Source organism: Desulfovibrio legallii, assembly GCF_900102485.1.
GTDB lineage: Bacteria > Desulfobacterota > Desulfovibrionia > Desulfovibrionales > Desulfovibrionaceae > Desulfovibrio > Desulfovibrio legallii_A.
This window is the reverse complement of the sequence record NZ_FNBX01000003.1, coordinates 13,745-34,893: the sequence shown is the minus strand read 5'-3', so window position 1 is coordinate 34,893 and position 21,149 is coordinate 13,745. Positions and strand designations below refer to the sequence as shown.

General features: G+C 69.1%; 2 protein-coding genes. Both read left to right on the top strand.

Annotated features, from left to right (window positions below; all coding sequences use genetic code 11):
- The first annotated feature begins 53 nt into the window (after nucleotides 1–53).
- Nucleotides 54–17,534: a non-ribosomal peptide synthetase gene (locus BLS55_RS02445; RefSeq protein ID WP_092152783.1), complete on the top strand. Its 17,481-nt coding sequence runs from the start codon at nucleotides 54–56 to the stop codon at nucleotides 17,532–17,534.
- Nucleotides 17,531–21,076, top strand: a complete 3,546-nt coding sequence (locus BLS55_RS02440) for an AMP-binding protein (protein WP_092152782.1) — start codon at nucleotides 17,531–17,533, stop codon at nucleotides 21,074–21,076. The genes BLS55_RS02445 and BLS55_RS02440 overlap by 4 nt, the downstream gene beginning before the upstream one ends.
- Nucleotides 21,077–21,149: the final 73 nt, after the last annotated feature.

Below are 21,149 nucleotides of genomic sequence, written 5' to 3'. Positions count from 1 at the left end.
GTATAGGACAATCGGGTTCCATTGTATATATAAACCTTGCCATTACACGTTTTATGCGCTATTTTGCACTATACGGCGAGGTACGCATGGCGATAAAGCCCCTACAGGCGGCGGATCCGGAACAACGGCACGGCACAGCCCCCATCTCATCCCGGAACGCGCCCGCAGACGCACTCGGTTCGCCCGCCAGGGTTCCATTAACCGCGTGCCAGCGGGAATTGTGGCTGTCCGCCAGGATGGCCCTGACCGATTATGCGGAAACCTCCATCCGCGGCTGCTTCTATGTGGGCGCGCTGCCCGACGCGCGCCGGCTGCGCGAGGCCGTGCGCCAGGCTTTGCACTGGACGCCCCTGCCTGCGGCCGTTCTGCGCGAGGACGGCGACGAGCCTTGCTTTGCGCCCGGCGAAGGGGCGGATCCGGACTTCCGCGTGCTGGACGCGAGCCGCGCGCCCGACCCTGCCGAAGAAGCCGACCGGCTGATCGACGCTTTTTTTGAAGAACCCGTGGAAAACCCCCTCATCCGCTACGCTCTGGTGCGCACGGGCGCAGATCAAAGCGTCTTTGCCTTTAAATGCTCCCACCTGGTGCTGGACGGCCTGGGGTTCTTCTTCCATATGTCCACCATTGCGGACAGTTACTCCGCCCTGACGCGCGGGCAGGCCCTGGACCTGGGCGAACCCGCCCCCTGCGATGCGGCCTGGCGCGAGGAACAAGCCCACTTCGCCTCCCCACGCTTTGCCAGGGATATGGCCTTCTGGGAACAGCACCTGGCTGCCCTGCCCGAAAAACGCATTCTGCCCCCTCTGCCCGGCAAGCCCGATGTGCTGGGGGCAAGCCGCCACAAAAAATTTCTTCTCAGCGCGGCGGCCTCCCGTGCGGCCACAGCGCTCATGGCCGCCCACAAGGTCAGCCCTGCGGTGCTTTTTACCGCGCTTTACGCGCTGGCTGTTTCCTTTATGGGCGGGGAAGAGCAGGTAGTGGTGCTTGGGCCCACGGCTTTCGGCGAGCGCAAGACGCTCCATCGGCGGCAGGGGGCCCTGATGGCGCTGCCGCCCCTTTTGCTGGATGTGGGCGGGAAAAACGGCTTCGCCGGGCTGCTGGCGGCCGTCGCCGCGCAAAACGCCACTTTTTACCGCCATGTGCGCACACCTTACCAGTTGGCGGCCCGCCGTCTGGAGGGCAAAAATTTTTCCTTCCTGGCGGACGCTTTTGTTAATTTTTTGCCCAATACGCCCCCCGGCACGCCGGAATTTCCCATTCTGGCGGCGGAACAACGCCACAGCCCCAAGGAGCCCGTGCTGCTGGGCATGCTGGTTATGCGGGAGCCGCGTTCCGAGCTGTACTCCCTTACCGTGCGCAGCAGCCGCAACCACTTGACGGAACAGGATGTGGAACGCTTTGTGGCGCGCCTGGAAAGCCTGCTCTGCCAGCTGGCCGCCGGGGCGGATCTGCCGGATCTGAACTATCTGCTGGACGCGGAACAACAGGAACTGACCCGCTGGGAGCGCGGCCCCCGACGACAGTATGCCCTCTGCTCTCTGCCCGCACTTTTCGACGCCGTAGCGGCCCGCTGCGCCCGACGGCCGGCCGTAAAGGACGAGGCGGGCCGCGTCTGCAGTTACGCGGAGCTGCGGGAGGATTCTCTGCGCCGGGCCCGCAGGCTTGCAGCGGCGGGGGTGGGGCGCGGGAACATTGTGGCCGTGGCTGCCGGGCGCACCCTGCATCTGGCCGCCACCATCCTGGGCATCCAGCGCCTGGGGGCCGTGTACCTGCCTGTGGATCCGCAAAGCGCGCCGGAACGGCTGGCCTATATTCTGGAAGACGCCGGCCCCGCTCTGCGCTGCGGCCCCCTGGACCCGGAAGATCAGGACTTCTGGAACGCGGCGGGGGGCATTGCGCCCCTGTCGGAACCGTTAGCGCTGCCGGAGCCGCCGGAGCCGGCGGAAGGCGCGTACCTCATCTATACCTCCGGTTCTACAGGGCGGCCCAAGGGCGTGTTGGTCCCGCACGGGGGCTTTGCCAACATGATCCAGGGGCAGATGGAGCTGCTGGGCCTGAGCGCCGAAGACCGCGTCCTGCTGTTCGCGCCGCCCATCTTCGACGCCTCGCTGTCGGAAATTTTTATGGCCCTGCTTTCCGGGGCCTGCCTTTATCCCGTAGGCGAGCAGCGCCGCAGCGCGCCCTGGTCCTTCAAGCAATACTTGAAGGATAACGGCATTACCGTGGCCACTCTGCCGCCTTCCTACCTGAACCTGTTCGAGGGCGAGCCTCTGCCCTCGCTGCGGGCGCTTATCACAGCGGGCGAACCGCCCGTGGCCGCAGACGCCCTGCGGTATGCCAGCTCTCTGCGCTATTTCAACGCCTACGGCCCCACGGAAGCCTGCGTCTGCGCCAGCATGGGGAAGGTGGACCCCGCCGCGCAGCCCCCCCTCAGCGCGGGGCGGCCCTTGCCCAATGTCAGCGTGTCCATCCGGGATGCGCGGGGGCGGCGGCTGCCCGCAGGCATGCTGGGCGAACTCTGGATCGGCGGGGCCAGCCTGGCCCTGGGCTATCACCGCAACCCGGAACTGACCGCACAGCGCTTTCGCCCCCCGGCGGAAGGGGAGGAACGGGCCTACGCCTCCGGCGACCTGGCGCGCTGGTCTCCGCAGGGCGCACTGCTGCTGGCGGGCCGGGCCGACGACCAGGTAAAGGTGCGCGGCAACCGGGTGGAACCGGCGGAGGCGGCCTTTCTGCTGGAAACCTGCCCGGAGGTGGCCCAGGCCGCGGTGCTGCCCGTGCCGGACAGCGCGGGGCAGACAACCCTGGCCGCCTTTCTGGTGCTGCGCCCAGGGGCCGCCAGCAACGGCGTCATAGCCTGGAGCCGCGCCCACCTGCCGCACTATATGCTGCCCTCCGTCTGGCGCGTTCTTGCGGCCATGCCCACGGCAGCCACAGGCAAAATCGACCGCAAGGCCTTACAGGCGCTGGCCGCGCAACGTCCCTCCCCAGAGCCTGGGGCGGAGCGCTCCGGCGATCTGCCCGCCGAATGCTCTGGCGAACGCGCCGATGGGCTGTCCGGCGGGCCTGCAAGCGCGCGTCCTTTTGATCCGCGTCTGCGGGCGGTCTGCGAGCGTGTGCTGGGCCGGGCCTGCGACCCGGAAAAAAGTTTTTTCGAGCAGGGCGGCAACAGTCTCAACGGCATGGCCCTGCTGCGCGAAATCCACAAACAGTTTCAGGCTGATATTTCCTACCGCAGTCTGGCGGCCTGCGCCAGCCTGGCGGATCTGGCCGCCCTGCTGCGCCGGGAGGACGCGCGGGCTGCGGACCGCCCGTGCGCGCAAGCCCCCCTGAACGCTGGCCAATACCGCTTGTGGGCTTATCAGGAGGCCCACCCCGACGCGGCCGACTACCACATGCCCCTGCTGCTGGAAGCGCGCGGCCCCCGGACTGAGGATTTCCTGGAGGGGCTGCGCCGGGCCGTTAACAACCAGGAATTGCTGCGGTGCGTCCTGGAAGGAGAAATAGACCAGCCCCATTTTGGACTTAAGGACGCGGACGTCGCGCTGGAATGGGCGCACTGCGCCGACGCGGCGGCCGCAGAGGCGCTGTGCGACGCCCGCATCCACGCGCCTTTTGATCTGCGGTCCGCGCCGCCTGTGCGTCTGCTGGCCGTGCGTCTGCCCCACGCCGTGCGGGTTTTGCTGCTGCTGCACCATGTGGCCGGCGACGGCGCAACCCTGGACATGCTGCTGCGCAACGCGCTCGCCCATCTGCGCGGGGAGGCCGCGCCGCCGGGCTTGCTGTCCACCCAGGCGGCCTTCTGCCAAAAAGAGGCCGCATATGCCCGCTCTGCGGCCCAGACGGCGGATGCGGCCCACTGGCGCGCCGTGCTGGAGCCGCCCGTGCCGCCCCTTTTGCCGGAAACCGCGCCGCCCGCCGCCCGGCAGGGAGCCATGACCGGCCTGGACCTGCCGCCCCCCACGGCGGCTGGGCTGGAAGCCCTGGCCCGGCGCTGCGGGGCCAGCGCGCTGGCCTGCTTCGCCGCGCTGGCCGGGCGTTTTCTTTGCCGGCGCTATGGGCGCGCGGCGGCCCTGCTGGGCGTGCCCGTGGGCCTGCGCGAAACCCCGGAGGAAGCGCAGACCGCCGGTTTTTACGTCAGTACCGTACCTCTGCGGCTGGGGGCTGGCGAGGATTGCCCGGCTTGCGGTCCGCAGGCTCTGGCCAGCCTTGTCGCCGCCGCGGCGGAACAACTGCGCGCCGCAGCCGCCCACGGCCGCTGCCCGCTGCCCGGCTTTGTGCCCGAATTTCTGGCGACGCACGCGGTCCAGGAATCCGTGACGGCCGTGGGGCTTGAGCTGCGGCGGCTGGAACCCGTGCTGCGGGCAGGCAAATTTGCAGGCGCTTTTACCCTGCAAACCGGTCCGGACTGCCGTCTGGTGCTGGAATACGACGCGGCTCGCCTCCCGGACGGGCCGGAGCTGCTTGAAGAACTGGCCGCAGCCCTTGCCCGCGATCTGGACGATGGCCCTGAGCGCCGGGCAGCGCACGGCCAGGACGCCAACCATGCGCCCCGCCCTTGCCAGGCCGCAGCCCCCGGCCTGTCCCCTGCGTCTTCTTCTGATTCTGCCAATGATGCGGTTAGCCGCCCGGCCAGCCATTCGGTTCGCCATGAAGTTCAGGACGAGGTCGGCCGCGCCGCCCGCAACATGCTGGCCAGCGCCTGGGCGCGCATTCTGCTGCCGGCCAGCGCCGCCTCCGTGGGTGAAGAAAGCGATTTTTTTCAGGACGGCGGCGATTCCATCAAAGCCATTCAGCTTACCGGTCTGCTGCGGCGTCAGGGGGTAACGGCCCTTACCGCGCCGGATTTTCTGCGCACGCCCCGTTTTGCGGATCTTTGCGCCCGACTGACGGCTGCTCCGGCGGTTCTCCCGCAAGCGTCGGCCCCGCTTGCGCCCGGCAGCCGCGTGCTCCTGCCGCCCCTGCCGCGCCGCATGCTTGCGGCCCTGGGCGAACAATGGCGGTCCTTCCGCATGCTGTTGCCGCTGCCCGTGGCGGCGGACGTTCCGAGCGCCGCGGCGGAAGCCTGGCTGGGCGGCCTGCCGCAAGAGCACGAAGTCCTGCGTCTGGCCTTTACGCCGGAGCAGGCCGTGGCGCTGGCGCGGCCCCAGGCCATTTCCCTGCGCCGGAAGCGCGCGGAGGCTGACGCGGCCTGGCTGCCGCTGCTGCGCCGGGCCGTGAGCGAAATGACGCCGGATCTGGACCCGGCGGCGGGCAAAGTTCTGACGGCCCTGCTGCTGGAAAGGGGCGCGCGGCGTTTTTTGCTGCTTTTGGGTCACCACCTGGTGCTGGACGCCGTTTCCTGCGGCGTGTTGCGCGAAAGCTGGACGCATTTCTGCGGCACGGGCCGCCTTGCGCCCGAAGGCTGCGGCTTTGCCCGGCATGCCTTGGAAACGGCCCGCCTGGCGGAAGCGGGCGTCTTTCCCACAGAAGCGCAGCAGGCCTTGTGGACCCAGGTCTGCACAGCGCCCACAGGCGCGCTTTGCGCGCGCAATCCCCAGGCGCAGGACAGGGCGGCAGAGCGCTGCCGGCGCGGCGCGCGGCTGCCGGAGTATACGTCCGGCAAAGGGGCGGCGGAGGACGCCGGAGGCGGGACTGCGGTTCTTGCCGACCTGCTTGCGGCTCTGGCCCAGGCCCTGTACGCCGTCGGCCAGCGGGAGGCCGTCCGCCTTGACCTGGAAAGTCACGGGCGCAGCGACCTTCTGCCCGGCGCGGACCTGAGCCGCAGCCTGGGCTGGTTTACGGCTGTCTGCCCCATGCCTCTGGCCCCGGCCGCCGACTACGCCCCGGCCCGCGCGGCTGTGGCCCCGTGGCTTGCGCGGCATTTTTCGCCGCGCGCCTGCGTGGCCTACGGCTGGCTGCGGGCGGCGGCCCCGCAGGCTTTAGACCGCCGTCCTCAGATAACCTGCAATTATCTCGGTCAGCTGGCGCACAATGATCAGGAAGGCGAGGACGCCCCGCCCCTGGCGGCGCTCTTGCCCGGAGCCCTGCCCGAACTGTTGCCCCCGGACTACGCGCCGGAAGCGCCCCTGGAGCTGACCGTCTGGCTGGCGGCTGACGGCGCGCTGCATCTGGAGGCCTGGTTCCACCCGCAAGTTCTGTCCGCAGCCTGGGTGGAGACTCTGCTCGCCGCCTGGACGCAGGCCTTGCGCGCCCGGTCTGGATTCCCATCTGAAGCCGATCTGGCGGCCGTGCAGGACGCCTGCGGCTGCACGCCGGCGGAGGTGGAGCGCATCTCCCGGCCCCACCCCGGTCAGGAACCCCTGCTGTACCAAACGCTGTTGCCGGGCAACGACGTTTATACGCAGCAGGTGGTCTTTTATTGCAGTGGGCCGCTGGATATCCCGACCTTGGTGCAGGCCTGGCGGAAGCTGCCCGCGCGGCACGCGGCCCTGCGCTCCCTGTTTCCCGCGCTGCATGTGGGAGATTTTTATCGTGTGCTCCTGCGCGAGGCCCGCACCGGATTGGAGTTCCACGACCTTGCGCATCTGCCGGAAACGGCGGCCAGCGCGGAGCTGGAAAGCCTGCTGCGCGCGCGGCGGATGCGGGGCTTCAACCTGAGCCGGGGGCCGCTGCTGCACGCCCAGTTTTTTCAGTTGCCGCAAGGGCGCACGGTCTTTTCCTGGTGCTTCCACCATGTGCTGATGGACGGCTGGTGCATGGGCGTTTTGCTGCGGGAGCTGTTCGTTCTCTATGCGGCCGGAGAAGGGCAGGCCGCGCCTCTGCCGCCCCCCCCGGACCCGGAAGCCTATCCGCGCTGGCTGGCCGCTTACGACGCGCGGGCGGCCACCGACTATTGGGCGGGCCTGCTGCGGGATTTTGTCGGCCCCACGGGCGTGCTGCCGCCCAAGGCCGACGCGCCGCCGGAAGCGCCGGGGGCAAACGCCGTGGACCCCGTCAGCGAGGAGTTCGCCCTTGCCGCCGCCCAGAGCGCGCGGCTGGAAAGCCTGGCCAGAAACGCGGCCGTGACCCTTTCCACTCTGGTGCAGACCTGCTGGGCCTTCGTGCTGCACGCGGTCAACGCCGCGCGTCGGGATGTGGTCTTCGGCGTGGTCACCTCCGGCCGTCCGGCAGAGCTGGAAGGCATGGACCGGGCCGTTGGGCTGTTTGTCCGCACCCTGCCGCTGCGGGTGCGCTGGCGGGCAGGGGAGGCGCTCGGTGCGCCGCTTGCGGCGGTCGGCGCGCAGGGGCTGGAACAGATGCGCCACGGCCACCTGCCCCTGGCCGCTCTGAACCGGAGCGGCAAAGGGGAGTTGCTGGACCACCTGATGGTCTTTGAAAATTATCCTTTGGATACCGCCTTTCTCCATGGCGCTGTGCGCCTGGAAGATGTGCAGGGATTTGAAAAAATTCCCTATCCGCTGGGCATTACCGTCATCCCCGGCACGCGGCTGCGCTGCCGCTTTTTGTACGATCCCCTGCGTCTTCCCGCAGAGCGGGTCCACGCCCTGCGGGAAGGGCTGCGCCGGACGCTGGAAACGGCCGCCGGGGCCGCGGATCTTGCCGCCGTGCCCTGCCGCATGCTGGAAGAAGCGGCCCAGACCGCGTTGCGGAGCATGGCCGACGCCCCAGAAAACCGGCCCGAAACCGCTGTTGCCGAGGCCGCAGTGCGGCCAGAGGTGCGGGCCGCCGCACGGACGGGCGCGCCGGAACCCGCCGAAGGGGCGGCGGATCTGACGCTGGAGGTGCGCCGGGGCTACGCCGCCGTGCTGGACTGCCCCTTGCCCGATGCGGACGCGGACTTTTTCGCGCTGGGCGGGCACAGCCTGCTGGCCATGCGTCTGCTGGCCTGGCTGCACAAGAACCTGGGCCTGGCCGCAAACATCAAGGACATCCTGTCCTACCCCAGTCCCCGCGCCCTGGCCGCGCGCCTGAACCCGGTGCGAACAGCGCGGCCCATTCCCCGCGCGCCCGCGCGGGAGCGCTATCCCTTGTCGCCGGCCCAGCGGCGGATCTGGTTTTTGCAGCGGCTGCACGGCGGCGCGGCCTATGTGATCCCCTTTGCGGCTCGTCCGGCCGCGCCCCTGGATCCGGCAATCCTGCAACAGGCGCTGACCTTGCTGGAAACGCGCCACGATGCCCTGCGCCTGCGCCTGGCGGCGGACGCGCCGGAACAGACCCTGGCCCCCCCCGGCGGTCTGCGCCTGGAAGTGCGGGACGAATCTTTCACGGCAGCGGCCTATGCCGCCGTGCAACTGAACCTGGGCGCGGACAAACCCCTGGTGCGGGCGCTTCTGTTCCGTGAGGCGCAGGACTGCCAAACGCTGCTGTTCTGCTTCCACCACGCCATTTTCGACGGCTGGTCGGCGGAAATCGTCCTCCGTGAACTCAACGCGGCCTACGCCGCCGCGCGCGACGGCACAGCCCCGGACTGGCGGCCGCTGCCGCTGGATTACGCCAGCTGCGTCCTTTGGGCTGCGGAACAGGAAACAGCGGCAAGCCCGGAATTTGCGGCTTTGCAAAACAGCCTGACCCCCCTGCCGGAACGCCTGCGCCTGCCCCTGGACTTTCCCCGGCCCGCTGTGCGCGGCCTGGAAGGCGGCGTGCACGTTCTGGACCTGGGCCGGGACCGCAGCCTGGCCCTGAAGGCCCTGGCGCGGGAACGGGGCACAACGGTTTTTGCCGTGCTGCTGGCCCTGACGGCCGCCTGGCTTTACCGCCATACCGGCCAGACGGACATGCTGCTGGGCTTTCCGGCGGCCAACCGGGAGCGGGAGGAAACCCAGGGCCTGGTGGGGCTGCTGGTCAATACCCTGGTCGTGCGCGCCCAGGTGGACGCCGCACAGGGCTTCGACAGCCTGGCGCGGGCGGTGGACGGCAATCTGCGGCAGGCCCTGGCGGCCCAGCCCTGCCCCTTTGAGCGCCTGGTGGAGGCCCTGGAAGAAACGCGCGACCCGGCGCGCAATCCGCTTTTTGACGTCTTTGTGGCTCTGGAGGGCGCCGCCTGGGCGCACTGGGGCCGCCCGCCCCTGCGGCTGACCCCCGTGGAACTGCCCCACAGCGCCAGCAAGTTTGACCTGAGCCTGTATTTTCGGGAACGGCCCGACGGCGGCTGCGACCTGCATCTGGAATACAGCACGGCTCTGTTCCGGCCGGAAAGCGTCGCCCTTATGGCCCAACGCCTGCTTGTGCTGGCGGACGCGGCTTTGCAGGCCGGGCAGGCACCCCTGGCCGAACTGGAAATACTGCCGGATGCGGAACGCGCCCGCCTTGCCGCCTGGAACGCCACGGAAGAAGCCCTGGACCTGGAAAGCGCCCCCGACAGCCGCTTTGCCGCCATCGTTGCGCGCGCGCCCACGGCCCCGGCTGTGCTGGAAGCCTCAGGCCGGACGGTCACCTATGCGGCCTTTGACGCCCAGACGGAAGCCCTGGCCGCCTGGCTGGAAGACCATGGCCTGCGGCGCGGAGATTATGTCGGCGTCTGCTTTGAGCGGTCGCTGCCCATGCTGGTCTGCGTATTTGCCGTGCTGCGTCTGGGCGCGGCCTATGTGCCCCTGTCCGCAGATACGCCGCCGGAACGCCTGGCCGGCATGCTGGAAGATCTGGGCCCCTGCGCCATTGTCTGCGCGCCGCATCTGGCGGCCGCCTTTCAGGCCTGCGGGCGGCCCGTGCTTACGCCTGACGCGGCCATTTTCAAAGCCGCCGCAACGGCGGGGGAGGGCGCGCCCCCCCGGCGGCAGCGGCCCCCCACAGGACCGGAGGCCGTCAGCTACGTCATTTTCACCTCCGGGTCCACGGGCAGGCCCAAGGCCGTGCCCACGCAACAGCGCGCCCTGTGCAACCGTCTGGGCTGGATGCAGGCCCGCTTTCCCATCGGTCCCGGCGATGTGGTGCTGCAAAAAACCGCCGTCACGTTCGATGTTTCGCTGTGGGAACTTTTATGGTGGTCTTGGCAGGGGGCGGGTCTCGCCCTGCTGGAACCGGGCGGAGAAATGAACCCTGCCGCCATCGTGGCTGCCGTGGAGACCCGCCGGGTAACAGTGCTGCATTTTGTGCCCTCCATGCTGCGGGCCTTTCTGGACCACCTGGATCTGTACCCCGCAGACCTGCCCCGACTGGCGAGCCTGCGCTATGTTTTCGTCAGCGGAGAGGCTTTGCCGCGCGAGCTGGCGGCCCGGCACAACGCCCTGCTTGGGGCGGAACTGCACAATCTTTACGGCCCCACAGAAGCCGCCATTGATGTGACCTGGCAGCCTTGTCGGCCCACGCCCCCCCATGCGCCGCCCATCGGACGGCCCGTGGCCAACACCCGCATGCATGTGCTGGACGGTCGGCAACGGCCCGTGCCCATTGGCGTCAGCGGCGAGCTGTACATCGCGGGCGTGCAGGTGGCCCAGGGCTATCTGCAGCGGCCAGACCTTACGGCCCGGAGCTTTTTGCCCGATCCCTTCACGCCCGGCGGGCGCATGTACCGCACGGGCGATCTGGGCCGCTGGAATGCGGATGGACAGCTGGAATACCTGGGCCGCAACGACGATCAGGTGAAAATTCGCGGCTTCCGCATGGAGCTGGGCGAAGTGGAGGCGGCCCTGGGCCGCTGCGCAGGCGTGGCTCAGGCTGTGGCGCGGGTGGGCAGTCTGGGCGGCTATGCCGCGCTGGAAGCCTTTTTGCTGCCCCAGGCCGGGGCGCGCCTGGCGCTTAGCCCTTTGCGAGCGGAGCTGGCTGGCATTTTGCCGCTTTACATGCACCCGGCGCGCTGTTTTGTGGTGGAGAGCATCCCGCTGAGCCCGTCCGGCAAGGCCGACCGCAAACGGCTGCAGGGCCGCCCCCTGGGGGACGATGCGCCCAAGGCTGGCAAGGCCGCCGCGCCGCAAAGGACGGATGCCCAAATCGGGCAGACCGGGCAGGGCGGGCGGGATGCGCGGGAAGCGGCCGTTCTGGCCGAGGTGCGGGCCGTCTGGCGCGCGGTCATGCCGGAGGTGACGCCCGGCCCGGACCAGGGCTTTTTTGCGGCGGGCGGCAATTCACTCTTGCTGGTGCGGCTGCACGCCCTGCTGGAAAAACGCTGGCCCGGCGTGTTCAGCCTGGCCGGACTGTTTGCCGCAAGCAGCATGCTGGCGCAGGCGCAGCATATTCTGCGCGCTGCGGGCAAAAAAGCGCCGCCGGAAAGCGCCCACCAGCCCGCTGCTGCGGCCCCGCAGGCGCGTCATGCCGGGCCGGTGGCCGTTATCGGCCTGGCCGTGCGCCTGGCGGACTATGCAGATGCGGCACAGCTCTGGAGCGACCTGCGCGCGGGCGCGGACAAGACCGTGCCTTTGCCGGAAAGCCGACGCGAGGAAGTGCGGCAGATTTTTGAGGCCGCGGGCCTGCCCTTTGCGCCGGAGAAACTGCGCGAGGCCGCCTATCTTTCGGATATTTCCTCTTTTGACTGCCGCAGGCTGGGCCTTGCGCCCCACGATGCGAGCCTGCTGGATCCGCAGCAGCGGCTTTTTCTGGAAACGGCCCTGCGCGCTCTGGACGACGCGGGCTACGGCGGCGCGGCCCTGCAGGACGGCAGGGTGGGCGTGTTTGTGGGCGCAAGCCCCGTGCGCCTGTTCCAGAACGCCGTAACCCGCGCTTTTCCCGAACAGGCTGAGCAGATCTATCTGCTCAACGTGCCATCCAATACGGCGGCCCGGCTGAGTTATCTGAAAAACTGGCGCGGCCCCGCCGCGTGCGTGGATACGGCCTGCTCCTCGGCCCTGACGGCCTTGCACCAGGCCTGCCGCAGCCTGCAGGCAGGGGAGTGCGACGTGGCCCTGACGGGCGGGGCGCACCTTCTGGATTTGCCGATCAAAACGGACGCGCCTTTTGCCATTGAGGCCCCTTCGGGCCGCACGCGCGCCTTTGACGCCGACGCCGACGGCGTGGGCGCGGGCGAGGGCGCGGCGGTTTTCGTGCTCAAGCCTCTGGAGCAGGCGCTGCGGGACAAGGACGCCGTGCACGCCGTCATCCTTGGCAGCGCCGTCAATCAGGACGGCCGTTCCTCCAGCATGGCCGCGCCCAACCCGGCGGCCCAGGCCGCCGTTATTGGCCAGGCCGCGCGTGAAGCGGGTCTGCGTCCTACGGACCTGCACTTTTTTGAGGCCCACGGCACGGCCACAGCCCTGGGCGACCCCGTGGAGATCGAAGGCCTGCGTCTGGCCTGCGCGGAGCCCCTTGCGGCGGCCACCGTGCAGAACAGGGAGGAAAGCGCCGCGCCGCAGCAACCACAAGAGGCTGCCCATCCGGCGCGCAAGGCGTTTGTCGGCTCGGTCAAAGGCAACTTCGGCCATTTGGACGCCGCCGCCGGGGCTCTTGGCCTGGCCAAGGCCGTACTCTGCCTGCAACAGGGCGTTGTGCCGCCGCAGCCGTATTTTATGCGGCCCAACCCCCGCATTGACTTTGCCGCCGCGCCCGTGCGCGTGCCGCAACGTCCGGAACCCCTGCCGCCGCTGGAGCGGCCCTGGCGTTGCGGCGTAAGCTCTTTTGGCCTGAGCGGCGTCAACGCCCATGTGGTGCTGGCGGAACAGCCGCCTGCCCCTTTGCCAAGGGACGACGGCGGTTATGCGTGCGTGCCCCTTTCCGCGCCAGACGCGGAAAGTCTGCGCGCTTACGCCGCCGAGCTGCACGCGGCCCTGCTGCGCCATGCGGATTGGCCCCTGCACGCCGTGGCCGCCACCTTGATGGAGGGGCGGGAACATTTGCGCGTACGCACGGCCCTGGCGGCGCACAGCCGCCAGGAACTGCTGGACCAGCTGGTCGACGAGCTGTCCGTGACGGATGTGGGCGCGCATCCTGGGCGAGAGAGGGAAAGCCGACGCAACGCGCCCCCCCGCAGGCCGGGCGCAGGCTTTGCCGCGCCGGAGGTTGCGCGGGAAGCGGCGCAGGCCTTTATGGCGGGGGAAACCTTGTTCTGGCCGCAGGATAAACCCTTGTACCGGCTGCACCTGCCCTCCACGCCCTTGGAGCGGCGCAGGCTCTGGCCCCGGTTTGCGGCCCGGTTTCTTTCCGCGCCCGTGTCCACGCCCGAGGGGGAGGTCCGCGCGCTGGCCGTGGACAGGGCGGACTTCTGGCCCGCCAGGGAGCACTGCATCAACGGCGTGCCCGTGCTGGTGGGCATGGCTTTGCCGGACCTGCTGGGCGGCCTGGGCGGGGCCGCGCCCCTGCTGTTGACAGACCTGCGCTGGCGCAGGCCGGTAACCTGCGGCCCCGGCAGCCGCGTGACCCTGCTGGTCCGGACAGCCCCGCAGGAGCGGCAGGGGGAACTGCGCGTGGAGCTGCGCCATGCCGCAAACGGCGTGTGGCAAACGGCGGCCGGAGGACGCCTGCGGCCTTGGGCGGACAAAGCCGCTGCGCCTCCGACGCTGGACCCGGAAAATTTTATGCGCGGCCTGCGTCCGCTGGAAGCGGAAGACGGCCCGGCCCTGGTGCGGGTGAGCGAGCGCTGGCGCTGCCGGGAACAGACCTGGGCGGCGGCGGACGGCCGCACCCTGGCGGCCCGGTTGCGGCTGCCGACGGCCTTCCAGGGCGACAGCGCGTCTTTCCGCTGGCATCCGGCCATGCTGGACGTGGCCGTAAGCCTGGCCTTACGGGGCGCGCCGGGTTTTGTGCCCGCAGCCTGCGCCGAGGTGCGGCTTTACCGGCCCCTGCCCGCGCTGGCGCTGGCGCTGGTAACAGTGACGGAACGCCGGGCGGACGCCCTGCGGGCGGACTGCCTGCTTGCGGATGCCTCCGGCCGGGCCGCGGCAGTCCTGCGGGATCTGCTGTTCCTGCCCCTGAGCGGCGGCGCGGCGGCATTCCCTACGGCTCCAGCTTCGGATGGGCCGCCGACCGCGCCCGTATCAACGCCCATATCAGCGTCGGTGCAGGCCGTTCCTGCGGCTGCGCCCCTGAGCGGCCCGGAGCCTGCACCGGAGGACAGCCCTCAGCCCGGCCCGGCGGCCATCCCGGAACTGTACGGCCTTGACTGGCGCGCAGCGGACGTGCGCGATCCGGAGCGCATGGCGACGGACGCCTGTGGGGAAGACTGCGCTCCGGCGGCCGCAGTGCTGCTGGCCGCGCCCGACGCCACCCTGGATCGGGATTGGCCGGGCCTGTCGGACCTGGCGGGCCTGCGTCGCCCCTGGCCGCAAACCAGAGAGGCCGCCCGCGCCCTGGCGCGGGAAATGCTGGACAGGCAAACGGCGCAGGTGTTCTGCCTGCCCCCGGCGGAAGACGATGCCTGGCCTTTGTGCCGACTGCTGCAGGAAACGGCCCGCGCCGGGCTGCGCCGCCCCTTGCGCGTGACGGTGCTGGGGCGCGGGGCCTTTGGCGGTACGGCCCCCGGCACGGCCCTGTATCAGGGGCCGCAGCTCTGCCTGCCCTGGGAGGAACCGCACCTGCGCTGCGCCTACCTGGAGCAGGAGCAGGGCGCTTTGGCCCCCGGCGCGCTCAAAAATGTTCTGCGCCGGGCATGCGGCGTTTCGTTGGCCACGGCCGACGGCGGGCTTAAGGTCCGTGCGCTGGTCCCGCTGGGGCCGGGCCTGCCGACGCCGACCGCCGACCGTGACCTCTCCCAACGGCTGCGGGGCGGCTGCGTGGTCATCAGCGGCGGGCTGGGCGGCATGGGGCTGACCCTGGCCCGGCAGTTGCGGCAACGTTGCGGGGCAAAGGTGGCGTTGCTTTCCCGCCGGGCAGGTCAGGCCGGCGGCGCGGTCCAAACAGACGCAATCAGGCCGGATGCGGCCATGTCAGAGGGGGAAGGCTTCCCGGCTTACGCCTGCGACGTGACGGACGCCGCCAGCCTGCAAAAAGCGCTGGCCCAGGCGCGGGCGGACCTGGGGCCCGTGCGCGGCGTCATCCACGCGGCGGGTCTGCCGGGGGCAGGGTATCTGCTTACCCGACAACGGGAGGACTATGCCGCCGTGCTGGCCCCGAAAGTGACGGGAGCCTGGAACCTGCACCAGGCTACCCTGCAGGACGCCCCGGCCTTCTTTGTGCTGGCCTCGTCCCGCACCGCCCTCACGGGCGCGCCCGGCCAGAGCGACTACACGGCCGCCAACGCCTTTTTGAATGCTTTTGCCCGCTTCCGGCGCAGCCTGGGCCTGCCCGCCCTGGCCATCTGCTGGAACGCCTGGTCCGGTTTGGGCATGGCCGCGCGCCGGACAAAACGCCGTGGAGAAGGGAAAGATGCCCCGCAGGCCGCCCTTGCCCTGCATCCCGATCAGGCTCTGGACGTGCTGGAGGCGGCCCTGGCCGCGGGTCGGGACACGGTGGTGGTGGGCATGCGCGGGGAAGACCCCGCCGCCTTGCCCTGGAGCGCGCCCCTCGCCAAGGCGGATGCGGCGGCGAGCGAGCTGGGGGCGCAAGCAGCATCCGCGCAAATGTTATCCGCCCAAGCGTCATCCGCACAAACGACGTCTGCGCACCCGCTGACGGGGGCGGCGACGTCCGGGCCGCAAGCCATTTTCGCCGCCGCAGCGCCGGGAACCGCCGTCGGGGATCTTTCCGAAGCGGGGCTGCTGGAATTGCTGCGGGACTGCCTGGGGCACGATCAGCCCCTGACCCGCCAGGACGACTTTTTTGACCTGGGCGGCGATTCCATTACGGCCACCCGCGTGGTTTCCCGGCTGGAAAAAGAGGTGGGTGTCAGCCTGAGCGTGGCCGACCTGCTGGAAAGCGACACCCTGGGCGACATTGTGGACCGCGCCCTGGCCGGTCATGCTTTTTCCGGCTCCGACGCGGCCGCCAAAGCCCCCGCCGCGGCCGCGCCGGAATTCGCGCCCCAGCGGGAAAAGTATCCCGTGGGCAACGAGCAACTGGCCATTCTGTATGCGGATATGGTCAGCGAAGGCGGCCTGGGCTTTAACCTGCCCGCCTTTCTGGTCATGCCGCCGGATCTGGACCAAGCCCGGCTGGAAGCGGCCCTGGGGCGGCTGGTGGAGCGGCATGAGGTGCTGCGCACCAGCTTCTGCGATTTTGAGGCCGAGCGGCCGCAAATGGTCATCCACCCCTTTACCGGCTTCACACTGGACGAAAAACGCCTGCCAGATCTGGCCCATAAGGACGCCTGCCTCCGCCCCTTTGATCTGCGGCGGGAGGGCGGCTTCCGCGCCGTGCTCCTTGTGCCGGACCAGGGGCCGCGCGTGCTTTATCTGGACGTGCACCACGCGCTGGCCGACGGCAGGACCATTTCCCTGCTCAACGCCGACCTCTACCGCCTGTACCACGGCCTGTCCCTGGAACCGGTGGGCGCCCAGATGAAGGATCTGGCCTGGCGGCAGGTCCATCACCCGGACACGGCCGCCGCAACCTACTGGCGGAACATCTATGCAGGGGATCTGCCCCGTCTGGACCTGCCAGCCGCCTATCCCCGCCCGCGCGTACATACCGGCCGGGGCGGGCTGTACGAATTCGATCTGCCGCCGGATTTGACGGCGGGGGTGCAGGCCCTGGCCCGGCGGGAGGGGGTCACCCCCTACCATGTGGCCCTCTGCGCCTGGAGCTTCCTGGCCCAGGCCTGGACCGGGCAGAGGGACATTGTGCTGGCCGTTTCTGTAGACGGCCGGGGCGAACACCTGAATACCGCGGGCATGCTGGCCGCCGTGCTGCCTTTGCGCCTGGACGTGGATCCGTCCCTGCCCCTGGCCGACCTGCTGCGGCGGACCCGGCAGACGAGCAACGCGGGCCTGCGTCATCAGGGCTACATACTCAACAGCCTGCTGACGGACCTGCGCCAGACCGCCTGGCCGGACCGCTCGCCCTTGTCGGAAATCATCCTTTCCTACATGAATTTCGAGTTCGCGGCTCAAGGGCAGGGCCTGTTTGAAACCCTGCGCTTCAACAAGCACGCCAGCAAGACAGATCTTTCCATCTTTGCCAGCGATACGGGGCAGGCCATCGGCTTTGCCCTGGAATACTACGCGGATCTGTTCAGCGCTGCGGACGTGGCCCGCATGGCCCGAGACTGCCTGCGTCTGCTGCGGCTTATGGTTGCCGGCCCGGCGGACGCGCCCCTGGCCTTCACGCCGGAACCGCCCGGCCCGCCACGTCAGCGCTGCCGCGCAACGTTGGAGGCCGACCTGGTCGCGGGGCTTGCGGATCTGGCCCGGCAAAAGGGCCTGGACCCGGCCGTGACGCCGCTCTCCCTGTTTGCCGTGCTGCTGCGGCGGATCAGCGGCAAGGATCGGTTCTTTGTAGCCGTGCCGCCGCACGGGGCCGTGCCCTTTGTGCTGACGGAAGACACGGAGCTGGAAGCCCTTTTGGCCGACACCCAGGCGGCCCTGCGTCGGGCGGGAACGCCCCCGGCGAAGCTGACGCAGGAAGACAAGCTGCGCGCAGGCTTCGTCTGGCTGGGCGAAGAGGAAAGCGATGCCGCTGTGGTGGCCGGCGGCATGCCGGTCTGCGACCTGCTCTGCACGGCAACGGCGGCGCAGGGCGCATTGCTTCTGCAGTTCGAGTATGACCCGCGCCGCGTGGACGACGCCGACGCGCGGCAGTGGCTGGCTGGCTATCGGCAGTTTTTGGCCGGCGTCGTTCAGGGGAACACTACATGAAGATCGGGGATTTTACCCTTGCCGCGCCCGCGCGGCAGCCGCAAGGCCCAACGTCCGGCCCGCTCTACACCCACGATGACGCTGCCGCGTTGCCGGAGCCGCCTTCCGGGCCGTGGACGAGCCTGCCGGAGCAGGCCGGGCTAGAGGAGCTTTTTTGCGCTGTGGCGGCGCGCGATCCGCAGGCAGAAGCCCTGGTCGGCGGCGGCACAAGCCTGACCTTTGCGGAGCTGGACGCCCTTTCCGCGCGGGTGGCTCTTTTTATTCAGGGGCGCAACTACGGCCCGGAAGCCGTGGTGGGCGTGCTTTGCGCACGGGGGGCGCTCTATCTGGCCGCCGCCCTGGGCGTGTTGCGCGCGGGCGCGGTTTATGCGCCCGTGGAGCCGGAACAGCCCCTGCCGCGCAAGGAAATTATGCTCCGGCCCGCCCGTCTGCTTATTGCCGACGCCGCCCATCTGCGTGAGGCGGAATACCTGCGTTACAGAAATCCCGCCGTGCGTCATGTGCTGTGCCTGGACGCGCCGGACAGCGCCCAGGCGCTGGAACCGCCCTCGGTTCTGAGCAGCACGGAATACTGGGAAAGCCTGGCCGCGCCCGGCAGCGACCAGGGCTGGCTTACGGACAGAGACGCCCGGCCCTATGCCCCTGCCGTGCTGGATCGCATGGCCGACGCCGTGGTGCGCTTGTGCGGGCTTGCGGGCCGCCGAAGCCCCAGGGTGCTGGACCTGGGCAGCGGCTCCGGCCGTGTGGCGCGGGCCCTGGCGGCAGCCGCCGACGAGTATGCGGCCATAGACCTGGCCCGCAACGAGCTGGACCGGGCGGCGCGTTTCAACGTGCGCGCGCGGATCAAAGCCCATCGCATGGAGGCTGTGGACTGCGGCTTTCTGGAAGGGCGGCGGTTTGACGCCATTGTGCTCAACGGCGTGGTGGAAAATTTCCCCGGCTACAACTATCTGCGCCGCGTGCTGGACCAGGCCGTGGCCCTGCTGAACGAGGAAGGCGCGGTGCTGGTGGGCGCGGTGCGCGACCTGGACCGGAAGGACGCCCTGGAGGCCGCGCTGAAAGAATACGCCGCTGCCACGGGGAGCACGGCCGGGCTGTTGCGCTTTGTCGCCTCGGAGGAGCTTTTTGTGCCCCGCCGTTTTTTTGCCCAGTGGGCGGCGCAGTGCCCCGTGCCCGTAAGCGTGACCTTTGCGTCCTGCGCTCAGGACTGGGGCGCGCAGGACGTTGCGGACTCGGCGGCGGGCGCAGAAGACGCGGCCTTTCGCTACAACGTGCTGCTCCGCAGAACCAGGGCGCGCGCCGAGGGGGGCGCGCCGGAGCTCTTCGGTGCAGACGCCTTGCCGCAGCAAGGGGCGGCGCTGCCCGCCGCACGGCCGGAACAGGCGGCCTATCTGGTCTATACCAGCGGCTCCACAGGCGCGCCCAAGGGGGTGGTGGCGGAGCGCCGCAACCTGCTGCACATTTTTCGGGCCCTGCGGCCGCTGGCGGCGGGCTGCCGCCGGGTGGGGCTGGTGGCCCCCCTTTCCTTCGACGCCTCCATCCAGCAACTGGCTGTGGGACCGTTTTGCGGCAACAGTTTGTACACGCTCTCTGACGAGGAGCGCAAAAATCCCGCCGCCTTTTGCCGCTGCGTGCGTCTGCGGGGCCTGGAACTCTGCGACATGACCCCGGCCTTTTTCAGCGTGCTGGTGGACTATCTGGCGCAGGAAGGGCTGGCGCTGCCCCTCAAGACCCTCTTGCTGGCGGGAGAGGTGCTGCGGCCCGATCTGGTTCGTAAATTTTACGCCCTGCCCGGGCACGAAGGCGTAGTGCTCTACAATGTGTACGGCCCCACGGAGTGCACGGTAGACAGCACGGCCCTGCGCATTACCTATAAAAATCATAAAGATTTTGCCATGTTTCCCGTGGGCCGCCCCCTGGATGGGGTGAAGGTTGCCGTGCGCGATGCCGGGGGCGCGCCCCTGCCGGAAGGGACCACGGGCGAATTGTGGATCGGCGGCGCGGGCGTGGCGCGGGGGTACGCCGGGGGAAGCGGCCCTGGGGGCTACGTCGTCGCGGCGGGCCGCCCCTGGTATCGGACCGGCGATCAGGGCGTTGTGCGGGAGGGGCTGGTTTATTACCGGGGACGCCTGGACCAGCAGGTCAAAATCCGGGGCAACCGGGTGGAAACAGGGGAGGTGGAGGCGGCCCTGGCGGACTTTCCCGGCGTGCGCCAGGCGGCCGTGACGGCGGACGTTTTTCGCAGCGGCGCGGAAGTGGGGCTGGCCGCCTATGTGGTGGGCGCGGCGGACCCGGAGGCGCTGCGCGCCTACCTGCGGCAACGTCTGCCCGCCCACTGCGTGCCGGAATATATTGTGCCCATGACGGAGCTGCCCCTTTCCCTTAACCGCAAGGTGGACAAAAAAGCCCTGCCGTCGCCCTTGGGGCGTGCAGCCGCCTCTGAGGGCCGCCCACCGCGCGGCCCTGTGGAAAAACGCCTGGCCGCCCTGTGGCGGCGTCTGCTGGGCGTGGAAGTAACGGATGCGGAAGCCGGCTTCTTCAGCCTGGGCGGGCACAGCATCCTTTCTGTCCGGCTCATTGCCCTGATGGAAAAAGAACTGGGCGTGCACGTTGCCGTATCTGAATTGGTCAGTCATTCCAGCATCGCGGAGCTGGCGGCGCTGGTGGAAGGCAAGGCGGAAAAACGCCGCAGCCCGGTGCTGCGGCTCTGCAGCCGCCCCGGCGGCAAAAATCTGTTTCTGTTCCATCCTGTGGGCGGCAGCGTCTTTTGTTACAGCGACCTGGCTCGGCACCTGAGCGGCCATTTTTCGGTTTATGCCGTGGAGGCCGCCGGCTTCAGCCCGGAGCGCGTGCCCCTCAATACCGAATTGCAGCGGGTGGAAAGCCTTGCGGCCTATTATCTGGACGAAATTCTTAACGTGACGGATGAAAATATCGTCTTTGGCGGCTGGAGTTTCGGCGGGCTGCTGGCCTATGAAGCGGCCTGCCGCTATGCGGCCCTGGGTGGCCGGCCGGAACCCGTCGTTATTCTGGATTCCGTGGCCGACAACAGCCGCGCCCGGCAAATGGCCGCCCAGGACGATGTGGAGCTGCTGCAGACCTTGCTCAAAGACAGTTTCAGCTTTGATCCGCAAAAGCTGCGCGCCCTTCCCAGGGCGGAGCAGCTGGCCTATCTGGTGGCCTGCGGCGAAACTTCAGGCCTTTTGCCCACGGGCTTCAGCGCCGTGCAGATGGACAACCTGCTCCAGACCTATCGCGGCAACGCCATTGCCGCCGCCCGTTACGCGCGCCCCACGCCTTCGGACAGCAAAATCCTTTTTCTGCGCGCCAGGGATTTTGCCGCTAATCCGCAGATTGTTCTGAACGACGTCTACCAGGGCTGGGGCCGTTTTCTCAAAGAGGAGAACATTGCCTTGCGCTGGACGGACGGCACGCACGAGACCATGCTCTCCGCCGGGCTGTCCGCCGGAGTAGCCGAACAAATTCTGGAATATTTTCAAGCCCGCGCTCACCCTGCGCAAGGGGCCGCCCCCGCGCCGTAACCGGCTCGCAGCCGGGCAACCCCCACCCACTGCGCGCATCCCGTCCGGGACCACCGGCGGAAAGGAGAGTACA